General features: G+C 68.9%; 17 protein-coding genes, 2 tRNA genes, 1 other RNA gene and 1 pseudogene. 6 read left to right on the top strand and 15 right to left on the bottom strand.

Annotation, left to right across the window (positions count from 1 at the left end; translation table 11 throughout):
• Window positions 1-3 precede the first annotated feature (3 nt).
• From ggt to ssrA, 4 genes are all read right to left on the bottom strand, one after another.
• Complete coding sequence (gene ggt / locus AB0383_RS18005) at window positions 4-1,791, bottom strand: gamma-glutamyltransferase (RefSeq protein WP_364180596.1); 1,788 nt, start codon at window positions 1,789-1,791, stop codon at window positions 4-6.
• Between the two features lie 200 nt (window positions 1,792-1,991).
• Window positions 1,992-2,798, bottom strand: a complete 807-nt coding sequence (locus AB0383_RS18000) for a hypothetical protein (RefSeq protein WP_364180595.1) — start codon at window positions 2,796-2,798, stop codon at window positions 1,992-1,994.
• A complete protein-coding gene (locus tag AB0383_RS17995; RefSeq protein ID WP_366187923.1) occupies window positions 2,767-3,834 on the bottom strand; it encodes a type IV toxin-antitoxin system AbiEi family antitoxin in 1,068 nt (355 codons plus the stop codon). Before AB0383_RS17995 ends, AB0383_RS18000 begins: the two co-directional genes overlap by 32 nt.
• Before the next feature lie 264 nt (window positions 3,835-4,098).
• Window positions 4,099-4,471, bottom strand: a transfer-messenger RNA (tmRNA) gene (gene ssrA / locus AB0383_RS17990).
• Window positions 4,472-4,646: 175 nt separating this feature from the next.
• Between ssrA and AB0383_RS17985 the strand changes: the two genes are divergently transcribed.
• From AB0383_RS17985 to AB0383_RS17965, 5 genes are all read left to right on the top strand, one after another.
• A complete protein-coding gene (locus AB0383_RS17985; protein WP_364180592.1) occupies window positions 4,647-5,333 on the top strand; it encodes a sensor domain-containing protein in 687 nt (228 codons plus the stop codon).
• Complete coding sequence (locus AB0383_RS17980) at window positions 5,330-6,463, top strand: sensor domain-containing protein (RefSeq protein ID WP_366187922.1); 1,134 nt, start codon at window positions 5,330-5,332, stop codon at window positions 6,461-6,463. The genes AB0383_RS17985 and AB0383_RS17980 overlap by 4 nt, the downstream gene beginning before the upstream one ends.
• Window positions 6,464-6,517: 54 nt before the next feature.
• A complete protein-coding gene (locus AB0383_RS17975; protein ID WP_364180588.1) occupies window positions 6,518-7,159 on the top strand; it encodes a response regulator transcription factor in 642 nt (213 codons plus the stop codon).
• A 79-nt stretch (window positions 7,160-7,238) separates the two neighbouring features.
• Complete coding sequence (locus AB0383_RS17970; protein ID WP_364180586.1) at window positions 7,239-7,475, top strand: hypothetical protein; 237 nt, start codon at window positions 7,239-7,241, stop codon at window positions 7,473-7,475.
• A 94-nt stretch (window positions 7,476-7,569) separates the two neighbouring features.
• Window positions 7,570-8,907 (top strand): acyltransferase, encoded by a 1,338-nt coding sequence (locus AB0383_RS17965; RefSeq protein WP_366187921.1) that lies wholly within the window; start codon window positions 7,570-7,572, stop codon window positions 8,905-8,907.
• On the opposite strand, the gene AB0383_RS17960 is transcribed toward AB0383_RS17965, so the two are convergent.
• From AB0383_RS17960 to AB0383_RS17920, 9 genes and pseudogenes are all read right to left on the bottom strand, one after another.
• Window positions 8,897-9,793, bottom strand: coding sequence for an amidohydrolase family protein (locus AB0383_RS17960; RefSeq protein ID WP_366187920.1), 897 nt, complete (start codon window positions 9,791-9,793; stop codon window positions 8,897-8,899). The two genes, AB0383_RS17965 and AB0383_RS17960, sit on opposite strands and share 11 nt — an antisense overlap.
• The gene (gene smpB, locus AB0383_RS17955; protein ID WP_220246577.1) at window positions 9,790-10,272 is read right to left on the bottom strand and encodes an SsrA-binding protein SmpB; all 483 of its coding nucleotides are present in this window, start codon (window positions 10,270-10,272) and stop codon (window positions 9,790-9,792) included. Before smpB ends, AB0383_RS17960 begins: the two co-directional genes overlap by 4 nt.
• A 64-nt stretch (window positions 10,273-10,336) precedes the next feature.
• Window positions 10,337-10,489, bottom strand: a pseudogene (locus AB0383_RS17950) (hypothetical protein); the annotation flags it as partial.
• Window positions 10,490-10,609: 120 nt separating this feature from the next.
• A complete protein-coding gene (gene ftsX, locus AB0383_RS17945) occupies window positions 10,610-11,503 on the bottom strand; it encodes a permease-like cell division protein FtsX (RefSeq protein WP_220246575.1) in 894 nt (297 codons plus the stop codon).
• A 58-nt stretch (window positions 11,504-11,561) separates the two neighbouring features.
• Window positions 11,562-12,251, bottom strand: a complete 690-nt coding sequence (gene ftsE, locus AB0383_RS17940) for a cell division ATP-binding protein FtsE (RefSeq protein WP_220246574.1) — start codon at window positions 12,249-12,251, stop codon at window positions 11,562-11,564.
• Between the two features lie 207 nt (window positions 12,252-12,458).
• The gene (gene prfB, locus AB0383_RS17935; RefSeq protein WP_354866860.1) at window positions 12,459-13,562 is read right to left on the bottom strand and encodes a peptide chain release factor 2; all 1,104 of its coding nucleotides are present in this window, start codon (window positions 13,560-13,562) and stop codon (window positions 12,459-12,461) included.
• Between the two features lie 63 nt (window positions 13,563-13,625).
• Window positions 13,626-14,126, bottom strand: coding sequence for a helix-turn-helix transcriptional regulator (locus AB0383_RS17930; RefSeq protein ID WP_220246572.1), 501 nt, complete (start codon window positions 14,124-14,126; stop codon window positions 13,626-13,628).
• Between the two features lie 259 nt (window positions 14,127-14,385).
• Window positions 14,386-14,459, bottom strand: a tRNA-Met gene (locus AB0383_RS17925).
• A gap of 53 nt (window positions 14,460-14,512) precedes the next feature.
• On the bottom strand, window positions 14,513-15,130 hold the full coding sequence (locus AB0383_RS17920; RefSeq protein ID WP_366187919.1) for a TetR/AcrR family transcriptional regulator C-terminal domain-containing protein: 618 nt from the start codon (window positions 15,128-15,130) through the stop codon (window positions 14,513-14,515).
• A 77-nt stretch (window positions 15,131-15,207) separates the two neighbouring features.
• Between AB0383_RS17920 and AB0383_RS17915 the strand changes: the two genes are divergently transcribed.
• Window positions 15,208-16,614, top strand: a complete 1,407-nt coding sequence (locus tag AB0383_RS17915; protein WP_366187918.1) for an FAD-dependent monooxygenase — start codon at window positions 15,208-15,210, stop codon at window positions 16,612-16,614.
• Window positions 16,615-16,797: 183 nt separating this feature from the next.
• On the opposite strand, the gene AB0383_RS17910 is transcribed toward AB0383_RS17915, so the two are convergent.
• The gene (locus AB0383_RS17910) at window positions 16,798-17,910 is read right to left on the bottom strand and encodes a cytochrome P450 (RefSeq protein ID WP_366187917.1); all 1,113 of its coding nucleotides are present in this window, start codon (window positions 17,908-17,910) and stop codon (window positions 16,798-16,800) included.
• Window positions 17,911-18,732: 822 nt separating this feature from the next.
• Window positions 18,733-18,806 (bottom strand) — tRNA-Met (locus AB0383_RS17905).
• Window positions 18,807-18,823: the final 17 nt, after the last annotated feature.

The raw sequence follows: 18,823 nt of genomic DNA, 5'->3' as shown, positions 1-18,823 counted from the left end.
GAATCAGCGGTGCGAAGAGATCACCATCGCCGAGGTGCCACCCCGGCGGACGGGTTCACCGGCCGCGAGGATCTTGCCGCCCGGCTTGAACTCCAGCCCGGCCGCGACACCGATGGAGCTGACCTGGCTGAAGCTCTGCCCCAGCGCTTCGAGCCCCTTCGTGGTGGGCAACGCGAGGAACGCCGGCTCCGCGTCGGACGTCTTCGCGTTGCGCTGCGACGCACGCGGCGCGGCGATCGCGTCCGGCAGGCTCATGCCGAGGTCGAGGCGGTTGACCAGGACCTGCAGCACGGTCGTGATGATCGTGGCGCCGCCCGGGGAACCGACGGCGAGCACGGGCTTGCCGTCCTTGAGCACGATCGTCGGCGACATGCTGGACCGCGGGCGCTTGCCGCCGGCCGGCAGGTTGGGGTCGGCCGCGGTGCCCTGGGTGGGCGTGAAGTTGAAGTCCGTGAGCTCGTTGTTGAGCAGGAAGCCGCGGCCCGAGACCGTGATGCCGCTGCCGGCGAGCTGCTCGATCGTGTTGGTGTAGGAGACGACGTTGCCCCACTTGTCGCTGACGACGAAGTGGTTGGTGTGCTGCTCGTTGCCGTCGGACGAAGCGGCGGGCGCGGTGGTGCAGCCGCCCTTGTGGGAGTACGGGTCACCGGGCGCGACGGGGCTCTGCCCGGCCTTGTTCGGGTCGATCTGGCACGCGCGCGTGGCCGCGAACTGCTTCGACAGGAGCTGCTGCTGCGGGACCTTCACGTACCGGGAGTCGCCGATGTAGCGGTTGCGGTCGGCGAACGCGAGGCGGCTGGCCTCCAGGTAGTGGTGCAGCGCCTGCGTGCGGTCCATCTTCGACAGGTTGTAGTTGCCCAGGATGTTCAGCGACTCCCCGACGGTGATGCCACCGCTGGAGGACGGGGCCATGCCGTAGACGTCGTAGCCGCGGTAGTTCACGCGCGTCGGCGAGCCGTCCAGTGCGCGGTAGGCGCGCAGGTCCGACAGCTGCATCGGGCCGGACATCGGCTTGATCGGCGCACCGTCGGCGACCGGCGGCTTCTGCACGGTCTTCACCAGGTCACGGCCGACGGAACCGCCGTAGAACACGCCCGTGCCCTCGCGGCTGATCTGGCGGTAGGTGTCGGCGAGCTCCGGGTTGCGGAACACCGTGCCGACCTTCGGCGCCTCGCCGCCGGGCAGGAACAGCTTGGCACTGGGCGCGAAGTGCGACAGCTTGTCCTTCAGCGACGCCGTCTCGGAGGAGAACTCGGGGTTCACCACGAATCCGCGCTCCGCGACCTGCACAGCGGGCTTGAGGTTGTCGGCGAGGCTGAACTTGCCCCAGCGCTGCAGCGCGCGCTGCCACGTGGCGAGCATGCCGGGCACGCCGACGGACCGGCCGCTCTCCACGGCGGTCTCGAAGTCGTAGGCCTTGCCGGTGGCCGGGTCGACGAACATGTCCGACCCGTCGGCGGCCGGCGTGGCCTCGCGGCCGTCGATGGTGGAGACGCGCTTGGTCTTGGCGTCGTAGTAGACGAAGTAGCCACCCCCGCCCAGCCCCGCGACGTACGGGTCGGTCACGCCGAGCGTCGACGCCACGGCGACCGCGGCGTCGGCCGCCGTGCCCCCCTTGCGCAACACGTCGATGCCCGCCTGGGTGGACTCGACGGTGTCCGAGACGACCGCGCCGCCGTACCCCTCGGCGACCGGCTGCTTGCCCCCTTGCTGCGCCTGGGCCGCGGGCACCGCGGTCCCCACGGCGACCCCCGCGGCCAGCAGAACGGTAAGTATTCGACGACGGCGCATGGCACTCCCTTTCTCAGACCACCCAGGGCCTTCCGGGACTCCCGACGAGATACGGACCACACCACGCACTCGCCGGTGAGCTTCGTGGTCGGAGGTTTACCACCCGTTGGGGTTCGACAGGAAGCTGACTTGAGGCGGATTTAGGGTGGTTGCTCCGTACGCCCACTCTCGTCCCGTCTGCCCCACGCCGCACGCTGGGCTCACTCCGCTTGAGCAGCCACCTCCTTGATGCCCTCAGCCAGAGCGAGAACGAGATCCGAACCGCGGGCACGGCGAACCTCAGTGGCCAATCGAGCCAATGCATCGTCATCGCCGACGATGTCGAGCAGCACGGCGACGCCCTCGTGGTCGAGCAGGCCAGGCATGTGTGAACCCAGAAGCCAGGCTCCCGCGAACTGGGGATCGAAGCCGTTCCGCTCGAGAACTTCGAGTTCCTCGTCGTATATGCGATCCAGGTATGGCCCGCACGAGTACCAGCCGATCATCATTCCGAGGTCGATGGCATCGTGCGTAGTCGTGAGGCGTCGATCCCACCAGGTCAGGAGCTTGAGCAAAGCCAAGGCCGGTACTGCGGGAACCTTGATGACGAGCTCGCCGGGCAGGCGCACCTGCTCGGCTGTTGCCACAGCTTCGCTCAGGCCGCGGACATTCATCCGGTGGTCGTCGGGCCAGAGGATGGTCCGATCTGCCTCCTCGATGCCGCCGTAAGGCACCACATCAACCTCGACGCCCTCCACGAGGAACGAATGGAAGCTCCGGTCACGCCGTTCGAGTTGGCTCACGAACCGTTCGAAGTCGTCCCAGGTGCCTATCGCAGCGGCGATGTCGATGTCCCGGGTGGCCCGTTCGGGTGGGCCACCGACCAGCCCGATCGACAGGATCGTGCGCGCTGTCGCCCCGACCACGAGATAGTCGACTTCTTCCCCGCGGGCGACGACATCCACCCGGGCCAGCACTCTCGCGGCGAGGAGAAGATCAGGTTCGGTCGATGCGCTTAAGTCGATCATCGCCCCTCCTGATCCGGTCTCCGTGCTCACGCTGGCGGGGGTCGCCGGACGCCAGCAGGTCTGCGTAAATCAACGGGGCCGGCACAATCCAGGACTCCGGCTCGGGCGACTGCCAGAATCGCGTCCGGATATGTACGTTTGCGTCGTTTTCCGCCCGAGCCAGACGGTGCCGGCCGATGAGCTTGACCGGCAGCCGGTCGGCGTAGAGCGTGAGTGAGGCGGGCCGCAGATGCCGATCGATGAGGCTCGCTCCCGCTTCCCCGCCGACCTGGACTCCCAGGGAGAGCATCTCCACTTTCGCCTTGCTCCACCACGAAAGGTCAGCCGTGACGAACTCGGCCAGGACGAGCGAGGAGTCCAGGGTGGTCGAGTAGGCCTCCGACCAACGATCGAGAAGCTCGGCTCCGTGAGCGAGCCGCCGCTCGTTCCGAGCCTCATACAGGTAGCCGGCATCGGAGAGCTCATCGATCACCGTCTTGACCGTGCCGAGCGAAACACCGCTTGTCTCAGCCAGCCGACGGTACGGAAAGGCGATCGCCTCCGGCCAGCTGAGCAGGGCAAAAAGGACCTGAAGTCCGGCCCGGCCAAACGCCCCCGCACCTCGCAACGAGGTTCGTCCGGCAGACTTGGCGGGCTTGCGGCGGCCCCGGACGTCGATCAGGACGTCGTCCCAAGCGAGGTGGGCATTGCCCGCGGTGTCCGCATAGTCGATCCCCCGGGAACGCAGCACCTCGGCGACCGGTTCGCCGAGGTGCGTGGTGAACAGCAGAGGCGGAAGGACCGGCGGAAAATGGACTGCCGTGGCCAGCTCCGCGGTCACCCGCTGCTTGGCCTCGACGACGTACGTCCGGGTGGCACCGGATGCCGTACTGAGCTTCACGACGGCATCCATCCGATGCCCTCGCAGCGCATCGGTCTCCCGCGCCTCGGTGTTCAGCACTTCGACCCGGAGACCCAGTTCCTTGAGTCGGGAACACACCTCGGCGGGCCAGCCCATCGCGTTCAGTAAGCCTTCATGTTCATTCGAATTGAACATGCTCATATTTTGAACGCGCCCGCGCCTTCCCGCAACCTGCCACGCCGGACAGACGCCCACCCGCACACAGCAACCAGCCCGCGGGCCAACGACGAAGCCCCCACCCCTGCCACCCGCACCCGCACCCGGCAACGCAACACAACCCACCACGATGGGGGTCCAGGGGGCGCAGCCCCTTGGCGGGGGTTTGGGGGTCCGACCCCCAAAAGACACCCGACACAAGAAAACCGGCTCACGCTCCCAGTGAGCATGAGCCGGCCATTCTTGTGGAGGTGCCGGGAATTGAACCCGGGTCCTCTAGCGTCTTGACAGGGCTTCTCCGTGTGCAGTCCACTCTGTCTCTACTTGGCCCCTTCAGTCACGTGAACAAGCTGAAGTGACGAGCCCAGCCACTGTTTGCTTCCCAACCAGGCCCCGTGACCGGGTCTGGCGGTAAGCCTCCTAGCTGATGCCGGCTACCGGGTCGGAGGCGATCCCGGGCCGACAGACTCACTCTGCTACTTAGGCAGCAAGAGCGAAGTCGCGCTGGCTATTGGCCTTGGCGCTTATTGGTTTGCGATGACGCTTGCGGTGGTCTCTCGCCTGCACCGACACGCTTCCCCTGACTCAACGTCCAGAGTCGAAACCGTTCACCCCCTTGTAGGTGCTACATAACCTGACCATCATAACGCGTCCGGCAACCTGGTTGATTCCCGGAGGCATGGGGCGGGGTGGGGTTGGCCCTACCCGGAACATGCCCGCGCGCCCCATTCAGGTGAGGGCCCGGCGAAGCGATGCTGAGCAGGTCGTTCGCTTGGAGAAGGAGCCCCGCCATGGTCACCGTGTCCGCCGCGAGGAGGCGCCACCCGCCGTTGGGTCGGGCGCTGGCGTTTCTGCTGCTCAACCTGCCCTTGGGCATCGTCTCGTTCACCCTCATCACGGTGCTGCTGTCGGCCGGCGCCGGGACGCTCGTGGTGTGGCTGGGAGTGCCGCTGCTGGGACTGCTCGTCCTCCTGGCCCGTGGGGCCGGCCGGATGGAGCGCGCGCGGGTGTTTTCGCTGCTCGACACGTACGTGGACAGCCCGTATCTGCCGCTGCCGCCCACCGGCCCGCGCGCTCGCTGGACCACGCGGCTGAAGGACGGCGCCACGTGGCGGGACCTGTCGTACTTCTTCCTGCTCTTCCCCGTCGGTCTCGTCGAGTTCGTGCTGGTCGTGACGTTCTGGGCGACGAGCCTGGGCCTGGTCGCGCTGCCGATCTACTACCGCTTCCTGCCCGAGGGCGCCTGGTACTTCCCGGGATACGATGTGCGGTGGCTCACCGTCGACTCGACGGTGAGCGCGCTGCCCTGGGCGGCGCTGGGGGTGCTGTTCGCCGCCCTGTCCGTGGCGCTGACCAGGGGCCTGGCGGCGCTGCACGGCGGGCTCGCCGTGGCTCTGCTGCGGCCCACCGTGTCCCAGCGCCGGCGCATGGAGCGCTCGTGGCTGGAACTCGACGAGACGAGCACGGTGACCGGATGAGCACGGAGCAGCAGCTGCCGGAGCATCCCCGGCCGAACCCCGCGCGCACGATCGTCTACATGATCACGAGCTTCGTGTTCCGCCTGGTCCAGTTCGTGCTCATCGTGGTGGGCGCGACGGTGGGCGTGGGCACGGTCGTGGTCTGGGTCGGATTCCCGATCCTGCTCGCGACCACGGCGTTCGTCCGCTGGTCAGGCGACGCGGAGCGCCGGTGGGCGCACACGATGCTGCGGACGCCGCTCACGAAGGTCGAGCGGCTGCCGCTCGAGGGCCAGTCGATGACGCGCCGCTGGCTTACCCGCCTCACCGACCCGACGACGTGGCGTGACCTCGCGTACCTGATGATCGCGTTCCCCCTGGCCTGCGTGGAGCTACCGGTGGCGATCGCGTCGATCGTGCTGCTCCCGATGGCGATCTGGGTGACGCCGTGGCTGGGCTGGCTCCACGGCACCCTCGCCCTGTCCCTCCTGGGCCCGAACCGCACGAAGAAGCTCGAGGAAAAGGCCGAGCACCTGCAAGCCTCCCGAGCCCGCGGCGTCGACGCGGCGGAGGCCGAGCGGCGACGCATCGAGCGCGACCTGCACGACGGCGCCCAGCAGCGGCTCGTCGCTGTCGCCATGAGCCTCGGACGTGCGAAGTCGAAGTTCGACAACGACCCCGCCGCCGTGCGCGACCTCATCGACGAGGCCCATGCCGACGCCAAACTCGCCGTCTCCGAGCTGCGCGACCTCGCGCGCGGCATCTACCCCGCCGTGCTCGGCGACCGCGGCCTCGACGCCGCGCTTTCGGCCCAGGCCGCGAAGTCGCCGATCCCGGTCGACGTGAGCGTGGACGTCGAGCCCCGCCCGCCGGCCGCGGTGGAGACCACCGCGTACTTCATCGTCGGCGAGACGCTCACCAACATCGCCAAGCACTCCGGTGCCACCGAGGCGGTCGTGAAGGTGTGGCGCAGCGAGACGCACGTGATCGTCGAGATCACCGACAACGGGCACGGCGGCGCTGAGGTGCGTCCCGGCGGCGGGCTCGCCGGCCTGGCCGACCGCGCCGCGACCATCGACGGCGTGATCACCGTGGTCAGCCCCGTCGGCGGACCGACCGTGATCCGGGCGGACCTGCCGTGCCAATGGTGACCCGCTCGTGAGTGAATAGCCCCGGAGCTTTTCTCTCACGAGCCTGGGGGCCTGATGCGAGTAGTGATCGCCGAAGACGCCGTGCTGCTGCGGGCGGGGGTCACGCGCCTGCTCGCCGACGAGGGCATCGAGACCGTCGCCGCCGTCGACAACGGTGACGACCTCCTCGGCGCGGTCACCGAACACCGGCCCGACCTCGCGATCGTCGACGTGCGCATGCCGCCGACGTTCACCGACGAAGGCCTGCGCGCGGCCCTCGCCGCGCGCACCGCTGTGCCCGGCTTGCCCGTGCTGGTGCTTTCGCAGTACGTCGAGGAGAGCTACGCCGTGGAGCTGCTCTCCGGTGGCGCCGGCGGGGTCGGTTACCTGCTCAAGGAACGCGTCGCCGACGTCGCCGACTTCCTCGACGCCGTGCGCCGCGTCGCAGGAGGCGGCACCGCGATCGACCCGGACGTGATCGCGCAGCTGATGGCCCGCGGGCGCCGCAACCCGCTCGACGCGCTCACCGCGCGCGAATCGGAAGTGCTGGGCCTGATGGCGCAAGGGTTGTCGAACACGGCGATCGCCAACCGGCTCGTGGTGTCGCACGGTGCCGTCGAAAAGCACATCGGCAACATCTTCTCCAAGCTCGGTCTCGAAGCCAGCTCGGAAGAACACCGGCGGGTGCGAGCGGTCCTGACGTACCTGGGCCGCTGACTGCCGTCACCCGTATTGGCGGCAGCACGCGCGTAAGCGCCTCGCTTACCATGGACCAATGTCTGGTGAGGAGTTCCCGGTGACCGACCGTAGCGTCCGCTTCTTCGGCGGTCCGCTCGACGGCCGTGTCCAGGAGCTCACCGACGAGGAACCGGTCCCAGGCACGATCGTGCGCCACATCCACCTCCACGGCGGCCCGAAGATCGAGACGCTGTACGAGCTCGGCATGACCGATCACGGCTGGGAGTACCGCGTGAGCGCCACCACGCACTCGGAACCCACGCACTCCGAACCCGAGTCCGACGGCCTGAGGTAGGGACAACCCCCGTATCGACCACGGGCTGGCCGGAGGTCGAACTCGGCGGCTCACCCCGCTGTCTCAAAAGCCCGCGGCGACCAGCCTTAGAGCCATGACGACGAGCCTGCTGCGGGTCAGCACACCGGTCGCTCCCGGCGGCCGCGACAAGTTCCTCGACGTGGTGCGGGCAGGCGCGATCCTGGCCGTGATCACGCAGCACTGGGTGATGCCGGTGCTCTCCTACTCCCACGGCACGCTGGCGACGGGCAACGCGCTCGCGACGCCCGGCTGGTGGGCTATTACCTGGCTTTCGCAAGTGATGCCGTTGGTCTTCTTCGCCGGCGGCGCGGCGAACCTGATCTCCTTGCGCCGCGCGGAATCCTCCCGCGCGTGGCTCGCCGCGCGCGTCCGAAGGCTGCTGGTGCCGGTGCTTCCGCTGCTCGCCGTGTGGCTCGTGGTGCCGGATCTGCTGCAGGGCATGGGAATTCCGGCGCAGCCGCTGCAGGTGGCGAGCTCGATCGCCGCGCAGCTGCTGTGGTTCCTGTCCGTCTACCTGCTCACGGTGCTGCTCACGCCGGTGATGGTCGCGGCGCACCGCCGCTGGGGCCTGTGGGTGCCGCTGGTGATGGCCGTGGCGGGCGCGCTCGTTGACGTCGCGCGGTTCGCCGACCTCGGTCTGATCGGGTACGTCAACGCGGTTTTCGTGTGGGTGGCCGTGCACCAGCTCGGTTTCGCTTACGTGGAAGGCCGGCTCGGTGAGCTGACCCGCCGTGGTGCGCTCGCGTTGTCCGCCGCCGGTTTCGGGGTCACGGCGCTGCTGGTCGCGTTCGGTCCGTACCCGGCCAGCATGATCGGCATGCCGGGTGCGCCGGTGTCGAACATGAGCCCGCCCACCGTGTTGCTGCTGTTCCTGGCCGTGGGTCAGCTCGGTCTGCTGCTCGCGTTCCGCCCGCAACTGGTCGCCCTGGCCACCCGGCCTGGTGTCGGCACCGCGCTGAGCTGGATCGGCGCGCGGTTCATGAGCGTTTACCTCTGGCACATGCCGGCCCTGATCGTGGTCTCCGGGGTGACGGTGCTCGGCCTCGGGTACGCGACGCCGACGCCCGGTTCGGTGCTGTGGGCCGTGATGGCGCCGGCGTGGTTCGCGCTGTGTGCGGCCGTGCTACTGGTGCTGCTGCGGCTGTTCTCCCGCTTTGAAACGCAGCGCGACGACGTGGTGATCACCGCTCGAACGCCGCAGCTCGTGCTGGCCGGGCTGCTCGCATCGGGTGGCCTGCTCGGGCTCGCCGCGCACGGGTTCCAGCCGCTGAGCGAAGGTTTCGCCCGCGGCCCGATCCCCTGGGTCGTGCTGCTCGCCGCCGGGTTCGCGCTGGCCGGCCGTCAGGTGTCGCTGACGCCGCTGCTCGGCCGGGCCGTCGCGATCACGGAGGCGGCGAAGATCAAACGCTGAGCAGCTTCGCGGGGGTGTCGTGCAGCACGGCCCGCAGGAACGGCTCACCCAGGCGATCGTCGGCCGCCCAGCCGGCGATCGCCTGCAGCTGCGTGGCGTAGGAGTACGGGATGTTCGGGAAGTCCGTGCCCAGCACCACGCGGTCGGCGAACTCGACGAGCCGGTCGGTCCAGTCTGGCGGCAGCGGCGACATCTTCTGCGCGAACGGCACGCCGACCATCGTGGTGTCGATGTGCACGCGCGGGAAGCGCGCCATCAGCTCGAACGCGCTGGTGAACTCGGGCATTGCCGCGTGGGCCAGCACGGCCGTGAGGTTCGGGTGCCGTTCGAGGACCTCGGCGAACACGTTCAGACCCGTGAAGTCGCCGCGCAGTGGCCCGTGTCCACAGTGGACGACGACGGGCACGCCCGCGTCGGCCAGCGAACCCCACACCGGCTTCAGCAGGTCGTCTCGCGGGTCGTACGCACCGACCTGCACGTGGGCCTTGAAGCACCGCGCGCCGGCGCGCAGGGTGGCGTCCACTGAGGACGCGGCGGCCGGCTCGGGGTAGAACGTGCCCGTGGGCACCGCTTCGGGCACCTGCTCGGCGAACTCCAGTACCCACGACGTGAGCCACTCCGCCATCCCCGGCTTGTGCGGGTAGACCAGCGGTGCGAACTGCGTCACGCCCAGCTCGCGCAGGGTCTGCACGCGCTCTTGCTCCGCCGTCCGGTAGTGCACCGGCCACTCGGTGCCGTAGTGCGACTGCGCCTGATCGAAGTAGGCCCAGACCTTGTCCATCACGGACTTCGGCAGGAAGTGCACGTGCATGTCGACGAGCCCGTCAAGGCCGAGGGCAGCGGTCCACCGAGCGACGTCGGCGTCCGAGGTGGGACCGAGTGTCACTCCGTGAACCGGCCCTTCAGCGCGCGGCCCATGGCCTTGCTGATGTCGCGTTCGGCGTCGCGTTTGGCCAGCGTCTGGCGCTTGTCGTAGGCCTTCTTGCCCTTGGCCAGCGCGATCTCGACCTTGACCTTGCCGTCCTTGAAGTACATCGACAGCGGCACCAGCGAGAGGCCGCTCTCCTTCGTCTTGCCGATCAGCTTCTCGATCTCGCCGCGGTGCAGCAGCAGCTTGCGCGTGCGCCGCGGCGTGTGGTTGGTCCAGGTGCCCTGCGTGTACTCCGGGATGTGCACGTTGCGCAGCCACACCTCGCCGTCGTCCACGGTCGCGAACGCGTCGGCGAGCGAAGCCTTGCCCTCCCGAAGGCTCTTCACCTCCGTGCCCTGGAGCACCAGTCCCGCTTCGTAGGTGTCCAGGATGGAGTAGTCGTGCCGAGCCTTGCGGTTCGACGCGATGACCTTCTGTCCACGTTCCTTGGGCATGATGTCAACTCTACGTGGTTTCGCCCACGCGAGCCGACAGGGTTTCTCCACGCCGGCCCGCTGGTCAGGACACCGCGCTGGGCCACCGATCCGGCACGGTGACCTCGTCGGCCAGGATGTCGCCGCGCAGCCTGAGCAGCCGCGGCGAAGGGCCCACGCCGAGCTCGCCTTCCAGGATCGTGTGCAGGTCGCGCAACGCCCGCACTGCGTCGGCCCGGCGGTCGCAGCACCTCGATCAGGCAGGAGGTGCGCTTGACGATTCGACCCGGCACGACAAACGCCGCGCGGGCCGGGTCGAACCCGGCCCGCGCGGCGTCTGCGGAATTTCGGCGTGAAGCTAGTGGCGCACGTACAGGCGGAGAGTGACGTACCCGGTGATCGCCGAGATCACGACCGACACGGCGAGCAGCATCGGCGCCACGGGGAACAGCAGCTCCAGCGTGGTGATCTGCGGGAAGACCTCACCCGTGAGCACGGAGTCGAGGAACGTGAGCTTGGCAGCCAGCAGGAACAGGATGCCGAGCACGGCACCGACCACGCCGGCGACCACCGCCTCCAGGAGGAACGGTAGCTGTGTGTACCACCGGGTCGCGCCGACCAGGCGCATGATGCCGACCTCCGTGCGCCTCGTGAACGCCGACACCTGGATGGTGTTCGCGATCAGCAGCAGCGCCGCGATGGCCATGATGAGCGCGATCCCGAACGCGATGTTGCGGATGCCGTTGAACACGTTGAACACGCGGTCGAGGAACTTCTTCTGGTCGTCGACCTTGCGCACACCGGGCTTGCCCGAGTACTCCGCGATGATCGCGGCGCTGCGGTCCGGGTCCTTCAGCTTCACCTGCAGCGACGCCGGCAGCGCCTCCGGGCCGGTGAGCTCCAGCAGCTCGGGCTGGCTCGCGAAGATCTTCTTGAACCGGTCGTAGGCCTGGTCGCGGTTCTCGTACACCACGGACTCGACGCCGGGGTTATTCTGCAGCGACTCGCGCAGCCCGCTGCACAGCGGCTGCGAGCAGTTCTTGTCGTTGGCGCTGATGTCCTCGACCAGACTGACCTGGACCTCGACCTCGGCGAGGAAGTTCGCCTTCATCTTGTCGATCGTCCGCACGGCCAGGAGGCCACCGCCGAGCATGGCGAGGGAGACCGCCGTGGTGAGGATCATCGCGATGGTCATCGTGACGTTCCGGCGCAAACCGGTGAGGACCTCGCTGAAGACGAAACTGGCACGCATCGCAGGTGTCTGTCCCTTGTTGGGTCGGGGCTGTCGGGGAAGGCGGGCGGCGGGTCGCTCAGCGACCGATGCCGTACACCCCGCGGGCGTCGTCGCGGATCACGCGGCCGAGCTGCAGCTCGACGACCCGGCGCCGCATCGAGTCCACGATGGAGTGGTCGTGGGTGGCCATCAGCACGGTCGTGCCCGTGCGGTTGATGCGCTCCAGCAGCAGCATGATGTCCTGGCTCGTGTCGGGGTCCAGGTTCCCGGTCGGCTCGTCGGCCAGCAGCACCAGCGGCCGGTTCACGAACGCGCGCGCGATCGCCACGCGCTGCTGCTCGCCACCGGAGAGCTCGTTGGGCAGGCGGTCGGCCTTGCCCTCCAAGCCCACGAGCTCCAGCACCTCCGGCACGACCTTCTTGATGGTCAGGCGCGGCTTGCCGATCACCTCGAGGGCGAACGCGACGTTCTCGGCCACGGTCTTGTTGGCCAGCAGGCGGAAGTCCTGGAAGACGCAGCCGATCGTCTGGCGCAGGCGGGGGACCCTGCGCCGCGCAAGCTTGGCGACGTCGAAGTTGGACACCATCACGCGGCCCTTGCTCGGGACCTCTTCGCGCAGCAACAGGCGCAGGAACGTCGACTTCCCGGAACCCGAAGGGCCGATGAGGAAGACGAACTCACCCTTGTCGATCTCGACCGACACCCGTTCGAGGGCAGGACGGGTCGAGGTCTTGTAGACCTTGGAAACCTCTTCGAGCCGGATCACGGTTCGGCATACTACCCATGGGCCTCGTTAAGCCCGGGTTGCCCGTGCCCCCGAAACGAGCAAGGGACCCCCGCCGTCGCCAAGCGTGGCGTTTGCCGCGCCGGACGGTAGCCGAAGTCCCTTGCCCCGGAATCGGTTCCGGGTGTCGACAGTGGATCCTGTCGCCCGTTCGTGGATCAGGCGACAGTGGACTCACGCAGCCGCGGACTAGGCGACCGCGGCCTGCTTGCGCCAGCGGATGCCCGCCTCCAGGAAGCCGTCGATCTCGCCGTCGAGCACAGCGCTCGGGTTGCCGACCTCGAAGTCGGTGCGCAGATCCTTGACCATCTGGTACGGGTGCAGCACGTAGGAGCGCATCTGGTTGCCCCAGCTGGAGCCGCCGTCCTTGAGGGCGTCCATTTCGGCCCGCTCCTCTTCCTTCTTGCGCAGCATCAGGCGGGCCTGCAGGACCTTCAGCGCCGCGGCTTTGTTCTGCAGCTGCGACTTCTCGTTCTGGCAGGAGACGACGATGCCGGTCGGCAGGTGCGTGATGCGCACCGCGGAGTCGGTGGTGTTCACGCTCTGTCCACCGGGGCCCGACGAGCGGTACACGTCGACGCGGATGTCCTTCTCCGCGATGTCGACGTGGTCGACCTCCTCGACCTCCGGCAGCACCTCGACGTGGGCGAAGGACGTCTGGCGGCGGCTCTGGTTGTCGAACGGCGAGATCCGCACCAGGCGGTGCGTGCCCTGCTCGACCGAGAGGGTGCCGTAGACGTAGGGGGCGCTCACCTTGAACGTCGCCGACTTGATGCCCGCCTCTTCGGCGTAGGAGATGTCGTAGACGTCGGTGGGGTAACCGTGGCGCTCGGCCCAGCGCAGGTACATACGCAGCAGCATCTCGGCCCAGTCGGCCGCGTCGACGCCGCCGGCCTCCGCGCGGATGGTGACGACGGCGTTGCGGTCGTCGTACTCACCGGACAGCAGCGTGCGGACTTCGAGCGCGTCGACGTCCTTGCCGAGGTCGGTGAGCTCGCCCTCCGCCTCCTGCATGCTGCCGGCGTCGCCCTCGGCCTCGGCCAGCTCGTAGAGCACGCCCAGGTCGTCGAGGCGCGAACGCAGGTCGGAGACGCGGCGCAGTTCGCTCTGGCGGTGCGAGAGCTGGCTGGTGACCTTCTGCGCCTCCTCCGGGTTGTCCCAGAGGGTGGGGCTGGAAGCCTGGCTCTCGAGCTCCGCGACCTGCGCACGCAGCGCATCGAGGTCCATCACCGACTCGATCTGCGTCAGCTTGCCGGTCAGGTCCTTGAGGGCCGCATCGAACTCATCACTCACGTTTACCAAGGTTACGGCAAAACCCACGACCGGTTGCGAACCGGTCGTGGGCTGTGGCGTGGGTCAGGCCGACGGGATGGCGTCGAGCAGCTTCAGAGCGGCCTTGGCCTGCGCCTGCGCGAACTCGGCGACAGCCTTGGCGTAGGGGCCGTCGGCCGACTTGGTGGCCGTCCTGGCCTCGTCGAGCTGCACCTGGTAGGTGCCGCGGGCGGTCTCGAGCAGAGCGGTGCGCTGCTTCGCCGTGAGCGAACCGGCGTGCACGAGCCGCAGGATGAGCGGGCTGCGCAGGTGGTCGGGACCGGCCTCGGACGTGAGCCACGTCTTGAAGGCCTTCTTGCCGGCCGCGGTCAGCACGTACTGCTGGCTCGAGCGCGGACCCTGCTTGCCCAGCCGGACGAGGCCCTCCTTGGACAACGCCGGGAGCTCGCGGTAGACCTGGCTGCGGGTGACACTGAAGAAGGCGCCGAAGCGCTCGTCGGCTCCCGCGACCAGTTGCCCGCCCGTGGCGGGACCGTCGTGGAGGAGACCGAGCAGAGCGGCGGCTGTTGCATTCAATTCGGACACACCTCTACGTTCCCACTTCTTCGGCGGTATGTCCACAGTGGCCTCGGGATCTGTCCATTGTGGCTAGTGTTATCCCCTCGTTCGGCCCAATCCGGAAGCGGGTCCACTGTGGACCCGGACACGCTCCGCAACCGCGAGGGCGCGAGTTCCGGCGCAAAACGACCAAGGGGCCCGAGCGCAACCACCACCCGAGCGAACCGGCAGGTCAGCGCACGAAAAAGCCCGGCTTGCATCAAGTGCAAACCGGGCTTTTCGACAGTAGCGGGGACAGGATTTGAACCTGCGACCTCTGGGTTATGAGCCCAGCGAGCTACCGAGCTGCTCCACCCCGCGTCGTTGTGTTTATAGATTACACGGGGGGTTAAGGGGTTTTCAGGCACCCCCACTTAAGGGCTTTCCGATGTCTCCACCTGCGACGATGGCCCGTCGAGCCACTGACGGGCGCCGGCGAGCACGATGGCCAGCCCATCGGAGAATCCGGCTTCGGGGTCGCCCAGCACAGCGGCGCCCGCGTCGTCGGGGCCGTAGCGCTCGTCCCGCCGGCCGCGCACCGGGTACACGGCCTGCTCTTCGACGGTGAACCCGATCACGAAGCTGTAAACGGCGAAGTGTGCCCGGGCGGCGCGCACGGGGTCGAGCCCGGCGTCGATCCGCTCCTGTAGCGGAGGCGGCCCGATCAGGCTCGTGTCGGTGAGGAAAGTGCCGGAGAAGACCTTCGCACCGTCCCGATAGGTCAGCAGCGCGTCGCGCAGACGCCTGGCCAGGTGCTCCAGGCGCTGCCACTCGTCGAGTCCGTCTGGCGGCACGCGCTCGGCCGCGGCGTCGGCGAGCATCTGTGTGGCCATCTCGTCGAGCAGTTCCTGCTTGTTCTTGACGTGCCAGTACAGCGCGGGCGCCTTCACGCCGAGGTCGCCGGCGATCAGGCGCAGCGTCAGCCCGTTGAGGCCCACCTCGTTGAGCAGGCGCAGTCCCGAGCGCGCGATGTCCCGCCTGGTCAGTGCCACGGGTTACCTCCTTGACAATTTAACGATGTTAAGGGCACTCTGGCGACGGGTCAATTTAACAACGTTAAGGAGCGGTCGTGAACGAGCTGCACGCCGATGTCGTCGTCGCCGGGGCCGGCCCGACGGGCCTGATGCTGGCGGCCGAGCTGCGCCTGGCCGGCGTCGACGCCGTTGTGGTCGAGCGGCTGCCCGAGCGCACCGGCCTGTCGAAGGCGCTGAACCTGCAGCCGCGCACGGCGGAGGTGCTGGACCTGCGCGGACTGCTGCCGAGAGCAGAGGAACGTGCGTTCGCCACCGTCCAGGAGGGACACTTCGCGGCGGTCCCGATCAGCTACGCGGGGTGGGACACGCGGCGCCCGTACCAGCTGGGAATCCCGCAGGCGCAGGTCGAGGAGCTGCTGGAAGAGCGGTTCGCGGAGCTCGGCGGCAAGGTGCTGCGCGGGCACGAGCTGGTGGGGCTGTCGCAGGACGCTTCGGGCGTTCGCGTGGTCACGCCGGAGCTCGTCTTGAGCTGCCGCTACCTCGTCGGCTGCGACGGCGGCCGAAGCACCGTGCGCAAGCTGCTGGACGTGCCGTTTGAAGGCGAGGACGGCAGCGGCTACGGCGTGGTCGCCGACGTTGTCGTCGACCGCGTCCCCGACCGCGCCGCCGGCACGTGGACGTCGATGCGCGGAATGGTCCAGTCCGCCGGCGCCACGGGCTTCTGCGGCCTCATCCCCCTCGCCGAGCCGCTCCTCTACCGCCTGACCTTCGGCGACCGCGCCCGGCGACCCGCGACGTTCGGCTCACCGGTCACCGAGGCCGAGGTCCACACGGCCTTCGCGGCGACCTACGGCCCGGCGGTGATCAAGGAAATCCGCTGGATGTCCCGCTTCTCCGACGCGTCCCGCCTGGCCGCGCAGTATCGCGTCGGTCGCGTCCTCCTCGCCGGCGACGCCGCCCACATCCACTTCCCCGCCGGCGGCCAGGGCCTCAACCTGGGCGTTCAGGACGCCGCCAACCTGGGCTGGAAGCTCGCCGCGGCCCTCAACGGCTTCGACGACGTGCTCGGCACCTACGAGCCCGAACGCCGCGCCGTCGGTGCCGCCGTGCTCGACAACGTGGCAGCCCAGAACGGCCTCATCCCGCAAAGCCGCGCCGGCCGCGCCCTGCGCGCCCTGTTCACCACACTCGCTGAGCTGCCCGAGGTGTCCCACCGCCTGTCCGGCCTGGTCTCCGGCCTCGCCGTCCGCTACCCCGCACCCCCGCACGCCCACCCCCTCACCGGCACCCGCCTCCCCGACTTCCGCCTCCCCGGCGGCGCTTGGGCCAGCACGCTGTTCCACACGGGCCACCACGTCCTGCTCACCACCCCGGGCGCCGACCTGTCGGGCCTGCCCGCGGTTCCGGGCCCACTGTCCACAACGGACCTCCCGGCCCTGCCGTTCGCATCCGCCGCGTTGGTCCGTCCGGACGGCTACTTCGCCTGGCTGCCGGTCACCTGACCGCGACCGGCATCGTTCGCAGGCTGTGCAACGTCACCGTCTCCGCCCACTGCGGCTTGCCGGCCGGCCGCAGCTCCGGAGCCCGGCGAGCTCGCGCACTACCACCGGCTCAGCTCGCCGGCCAACCGGTTCTCCAACACCTGCAACACCGCTCGCGCAACGGCTGCTTCGCCTGGCGGCCCGTCACCTGACCGCGACCGGCAGCGTTCGCAGGCCGCGCAACGTCACCGTCTCCACCCACTCCGGCTCGCCGGCCAACCGCAGCTCCGGCGCCCGGCGCGCGAGCTCGCGCAACACCGTCCGCCCCTGCAGCCTCGCCAGCGGAGCGCCCAGGCAGAAGTGAATCCCGCGCCCGAAAGCCAAATGCCGTCCCGGCGCACGGGTGATGTCGAACCGGTCCGGCTCCTCGCGCACCCGCGGATCCCGATTCGCCGCGCCCACCAACACGAGCACCATCGTCCCGGCCGCCAGCTCGACGCCGCCCAAGGTCGTGTCGGTCAGGACCGTTCTCGTCGTCAGCTGGATCGGCGAGTCGTACCGCAAAATCTCCTCGACGGCCCCCTCGGCCAACGCCGCATCGCGCGCCTGATCTCGAGCCAGAGACGCGTACTGGTCCGGATTCCGCAGCAACGCCAACACCCCGTTGCCGATCAGGTTCGTCGTCGTCTCGTGCCCGGCCACGAGCAACAACGTCAATGTGACCAGCAACTCCCCCTCACTGAGCCGTTCCCCCTCATCCGACACCGCCACGAGCGCCGACAACAGGTCGTCCGCCGGAGCCCTTCGCCGCTCAGCCGCCAACTCCCTGAAGTACGCCACGAACTCCCGCCGCGCCCCGGCCGCCGTCTCCGCAACCCCGGGCCCGAGCAGGAACCCGGGCTCCGCCGCCCGCGCCATCGCCCCCGACCACGCCCCGAACCGCTCCCGATCCTCGACCGGCACCCCCAGCAGCTCCGCGATCACCGTTACCGGCAACGGGACCGCCAGCTCCGCCATCAAGTCGCTCTCGCCGGCCTCCACCACCCGACCGACGAACTCCCCCACCAACTCGTCCACGCGCGGCACCAGCCCCTCCACCGTCCGCGCCGTGAACGCCTTCCCCACCAACCTCCGCAACCGCGTGTGATCCGGCGGATTCAGGAACGCGAACGCCCTCACCACCCGTCCGGCCTCATCCACCGGCAGATCCGGATCCCCACCCCCGACCACCTCCGGCTCCGGATGCCCGAACTCCGCCCCCGTCACCACCCGCTCGGCCTCCGCGAACCCGAGCACCACCACAACCCGATCCCCCACCCGCACCACCGGCGCCCTCCGCCGCCATTCCCCATACGCCCCATACGGATCCGCCCCCCTTGCCGCTCCAACCAACTCCCCCAACGTCAACGCCAACCCCACACCTTCACCCATCCCCGCACCCTATTCCCGCCCCACGGCAACGGCCCCCGCCGCTCGCGGGGACCGTCTGGCGTGGAGATGCGCGGACTGAGGGATCCAGGGTCCCGTCGAAGGGCCGCGTAGGGAGAGCCGGCGGGCTGGCCCGGATGTTGCACGGAATTCCAGCGGCCCGCGGCTGCGCAGCGGCCGTGCCGTGGGGCAATGAGTTGGGATGTGCGGCGAGCAGAAGGCCCTCGCTCAAGTGAGCTTCAAACCCAGCAACAACTCACCAACGGCCACCCCACAAGCGCGCCCAAGGCCGCCGCCACTCACCAACCCCCACCTCGGCAGCCAACTGACTCACCGAGGAAGCGAAGGGGCACAGCCCCTCTCACCAACCACACATCGCACCCCGGCAACCTCACCAGGAGTTCCAAGCGGCGCAGCGCAACGACCACACACCACATCCCCACCCAAGGTTGCACCACCACCGCGAGTCAGGACTTTCCCTCGCCCGCCCGGCCAACTCACCGAGCGCCCCACGACAGCCCCGCCACCAACCAGCGCAGAAACTTGACCCACCACCACCCACCACCCACCACCCCACCACCCAACGCAACTCACCGGGGGATCCAAGGGGGCGCAGCCCCTCTTGGCGGGGGCCCGGGGGTCCGACCCCCGAATAAAACGCGAAAGAGGCCCGTGCTTGCGAACTCCGCAAGCACGGGCCTCCTACCTCTGTAGCGGGGACAGGATTTGAACCTGCGACCTCTGGGTTATGAGCCCAGCGAGCTACCGAGCTGCTCCACCCCGCGTCGTGACACCTACCTTA

The sequence above is a fragment of the Amycolatopsis sp. NPDC051373 genome (genome assembly GCF_040689465.1).
Classification (GTDB): domain Bacteria; phylum Actinomycetota; class Actinomycetes; order Mycobacteriales; family Pseudonocardiaceae; genus Amycolatopsis.
This window is presented reverse-complemented; position numbering and strand designations above follow the sequence as displayed.

What these genes read in the sequence shown, in the direction of transcription:
- ggt (WP_364180596.1), bottom strand. Translation starts at nt 1,791, where the DNA reads ATGCGCCGTCGTCGAATACTTACCGTTCTGCTGGCCGCGGGGGTCGCC.
- ftsX (WP_220246575.1), bottom strand. Translation starts at nt 11,503, where the DNA reads ATGCGTGCCAGTTTCGTCTTCAGCGAGGTCCTCACCGGTTTGCGCCGG.
- AB0383_RS17975 (WP_364180588.1), top strand. Translation starts at nt 6,518, where the DNA reads ATGCGAGTAGTGATCGCCGAAGACGCCGTGCTGCTGCGGGCGGGGGTC.
- AB0383_RS17965 (WP_366187921.1), top strand. Translation starts at nt 7,570, where the DNA reads ATGACGACGAGCCTGCTGCGGGTCAGCACACCGGTCGCTCCCGGCGGC.
- smpB (WP_220246577.1), bottom strand. Translation starts at nt 10,272, where the DNA reads ATGCCCAAGGAACGTGGACAGAAGGTCATCGCGTCGAACCGCAAGGCT.
- AB0383_RS17995 (WP_366187923.1), bottom strand. Translation starts at nt 3,834, where the DNA reads ATGTTCAATTCGAATGAACATGAAGGCTTACTGAACGCGATGGGCTGG.
- AB0383_RS17980 (WP_366187922.1), top strand. Translation starts at nt 5,330, where the DNA reads ATGAGCACGGAGCAGCAGCTGCCGGAGCATCCCCGGCCGAACCCCGCG.
- AB0383_RS17985 (WP_364180592.1), top strand. Translation starts at nt 4,647, where the DNA reads ATGGTCACCGTGTCCGCCGCGAGGAGGCGCCACCCGCCGTTGGGTCGG.
- AB0383_RS18000 (WP_364180595.1), bottom strand. Translation starts at nt 2,798, where the DNA reads ATGATCGACTTAAGCGCATCGACCGAACCTGATCTTCTCCTCGCCGCG.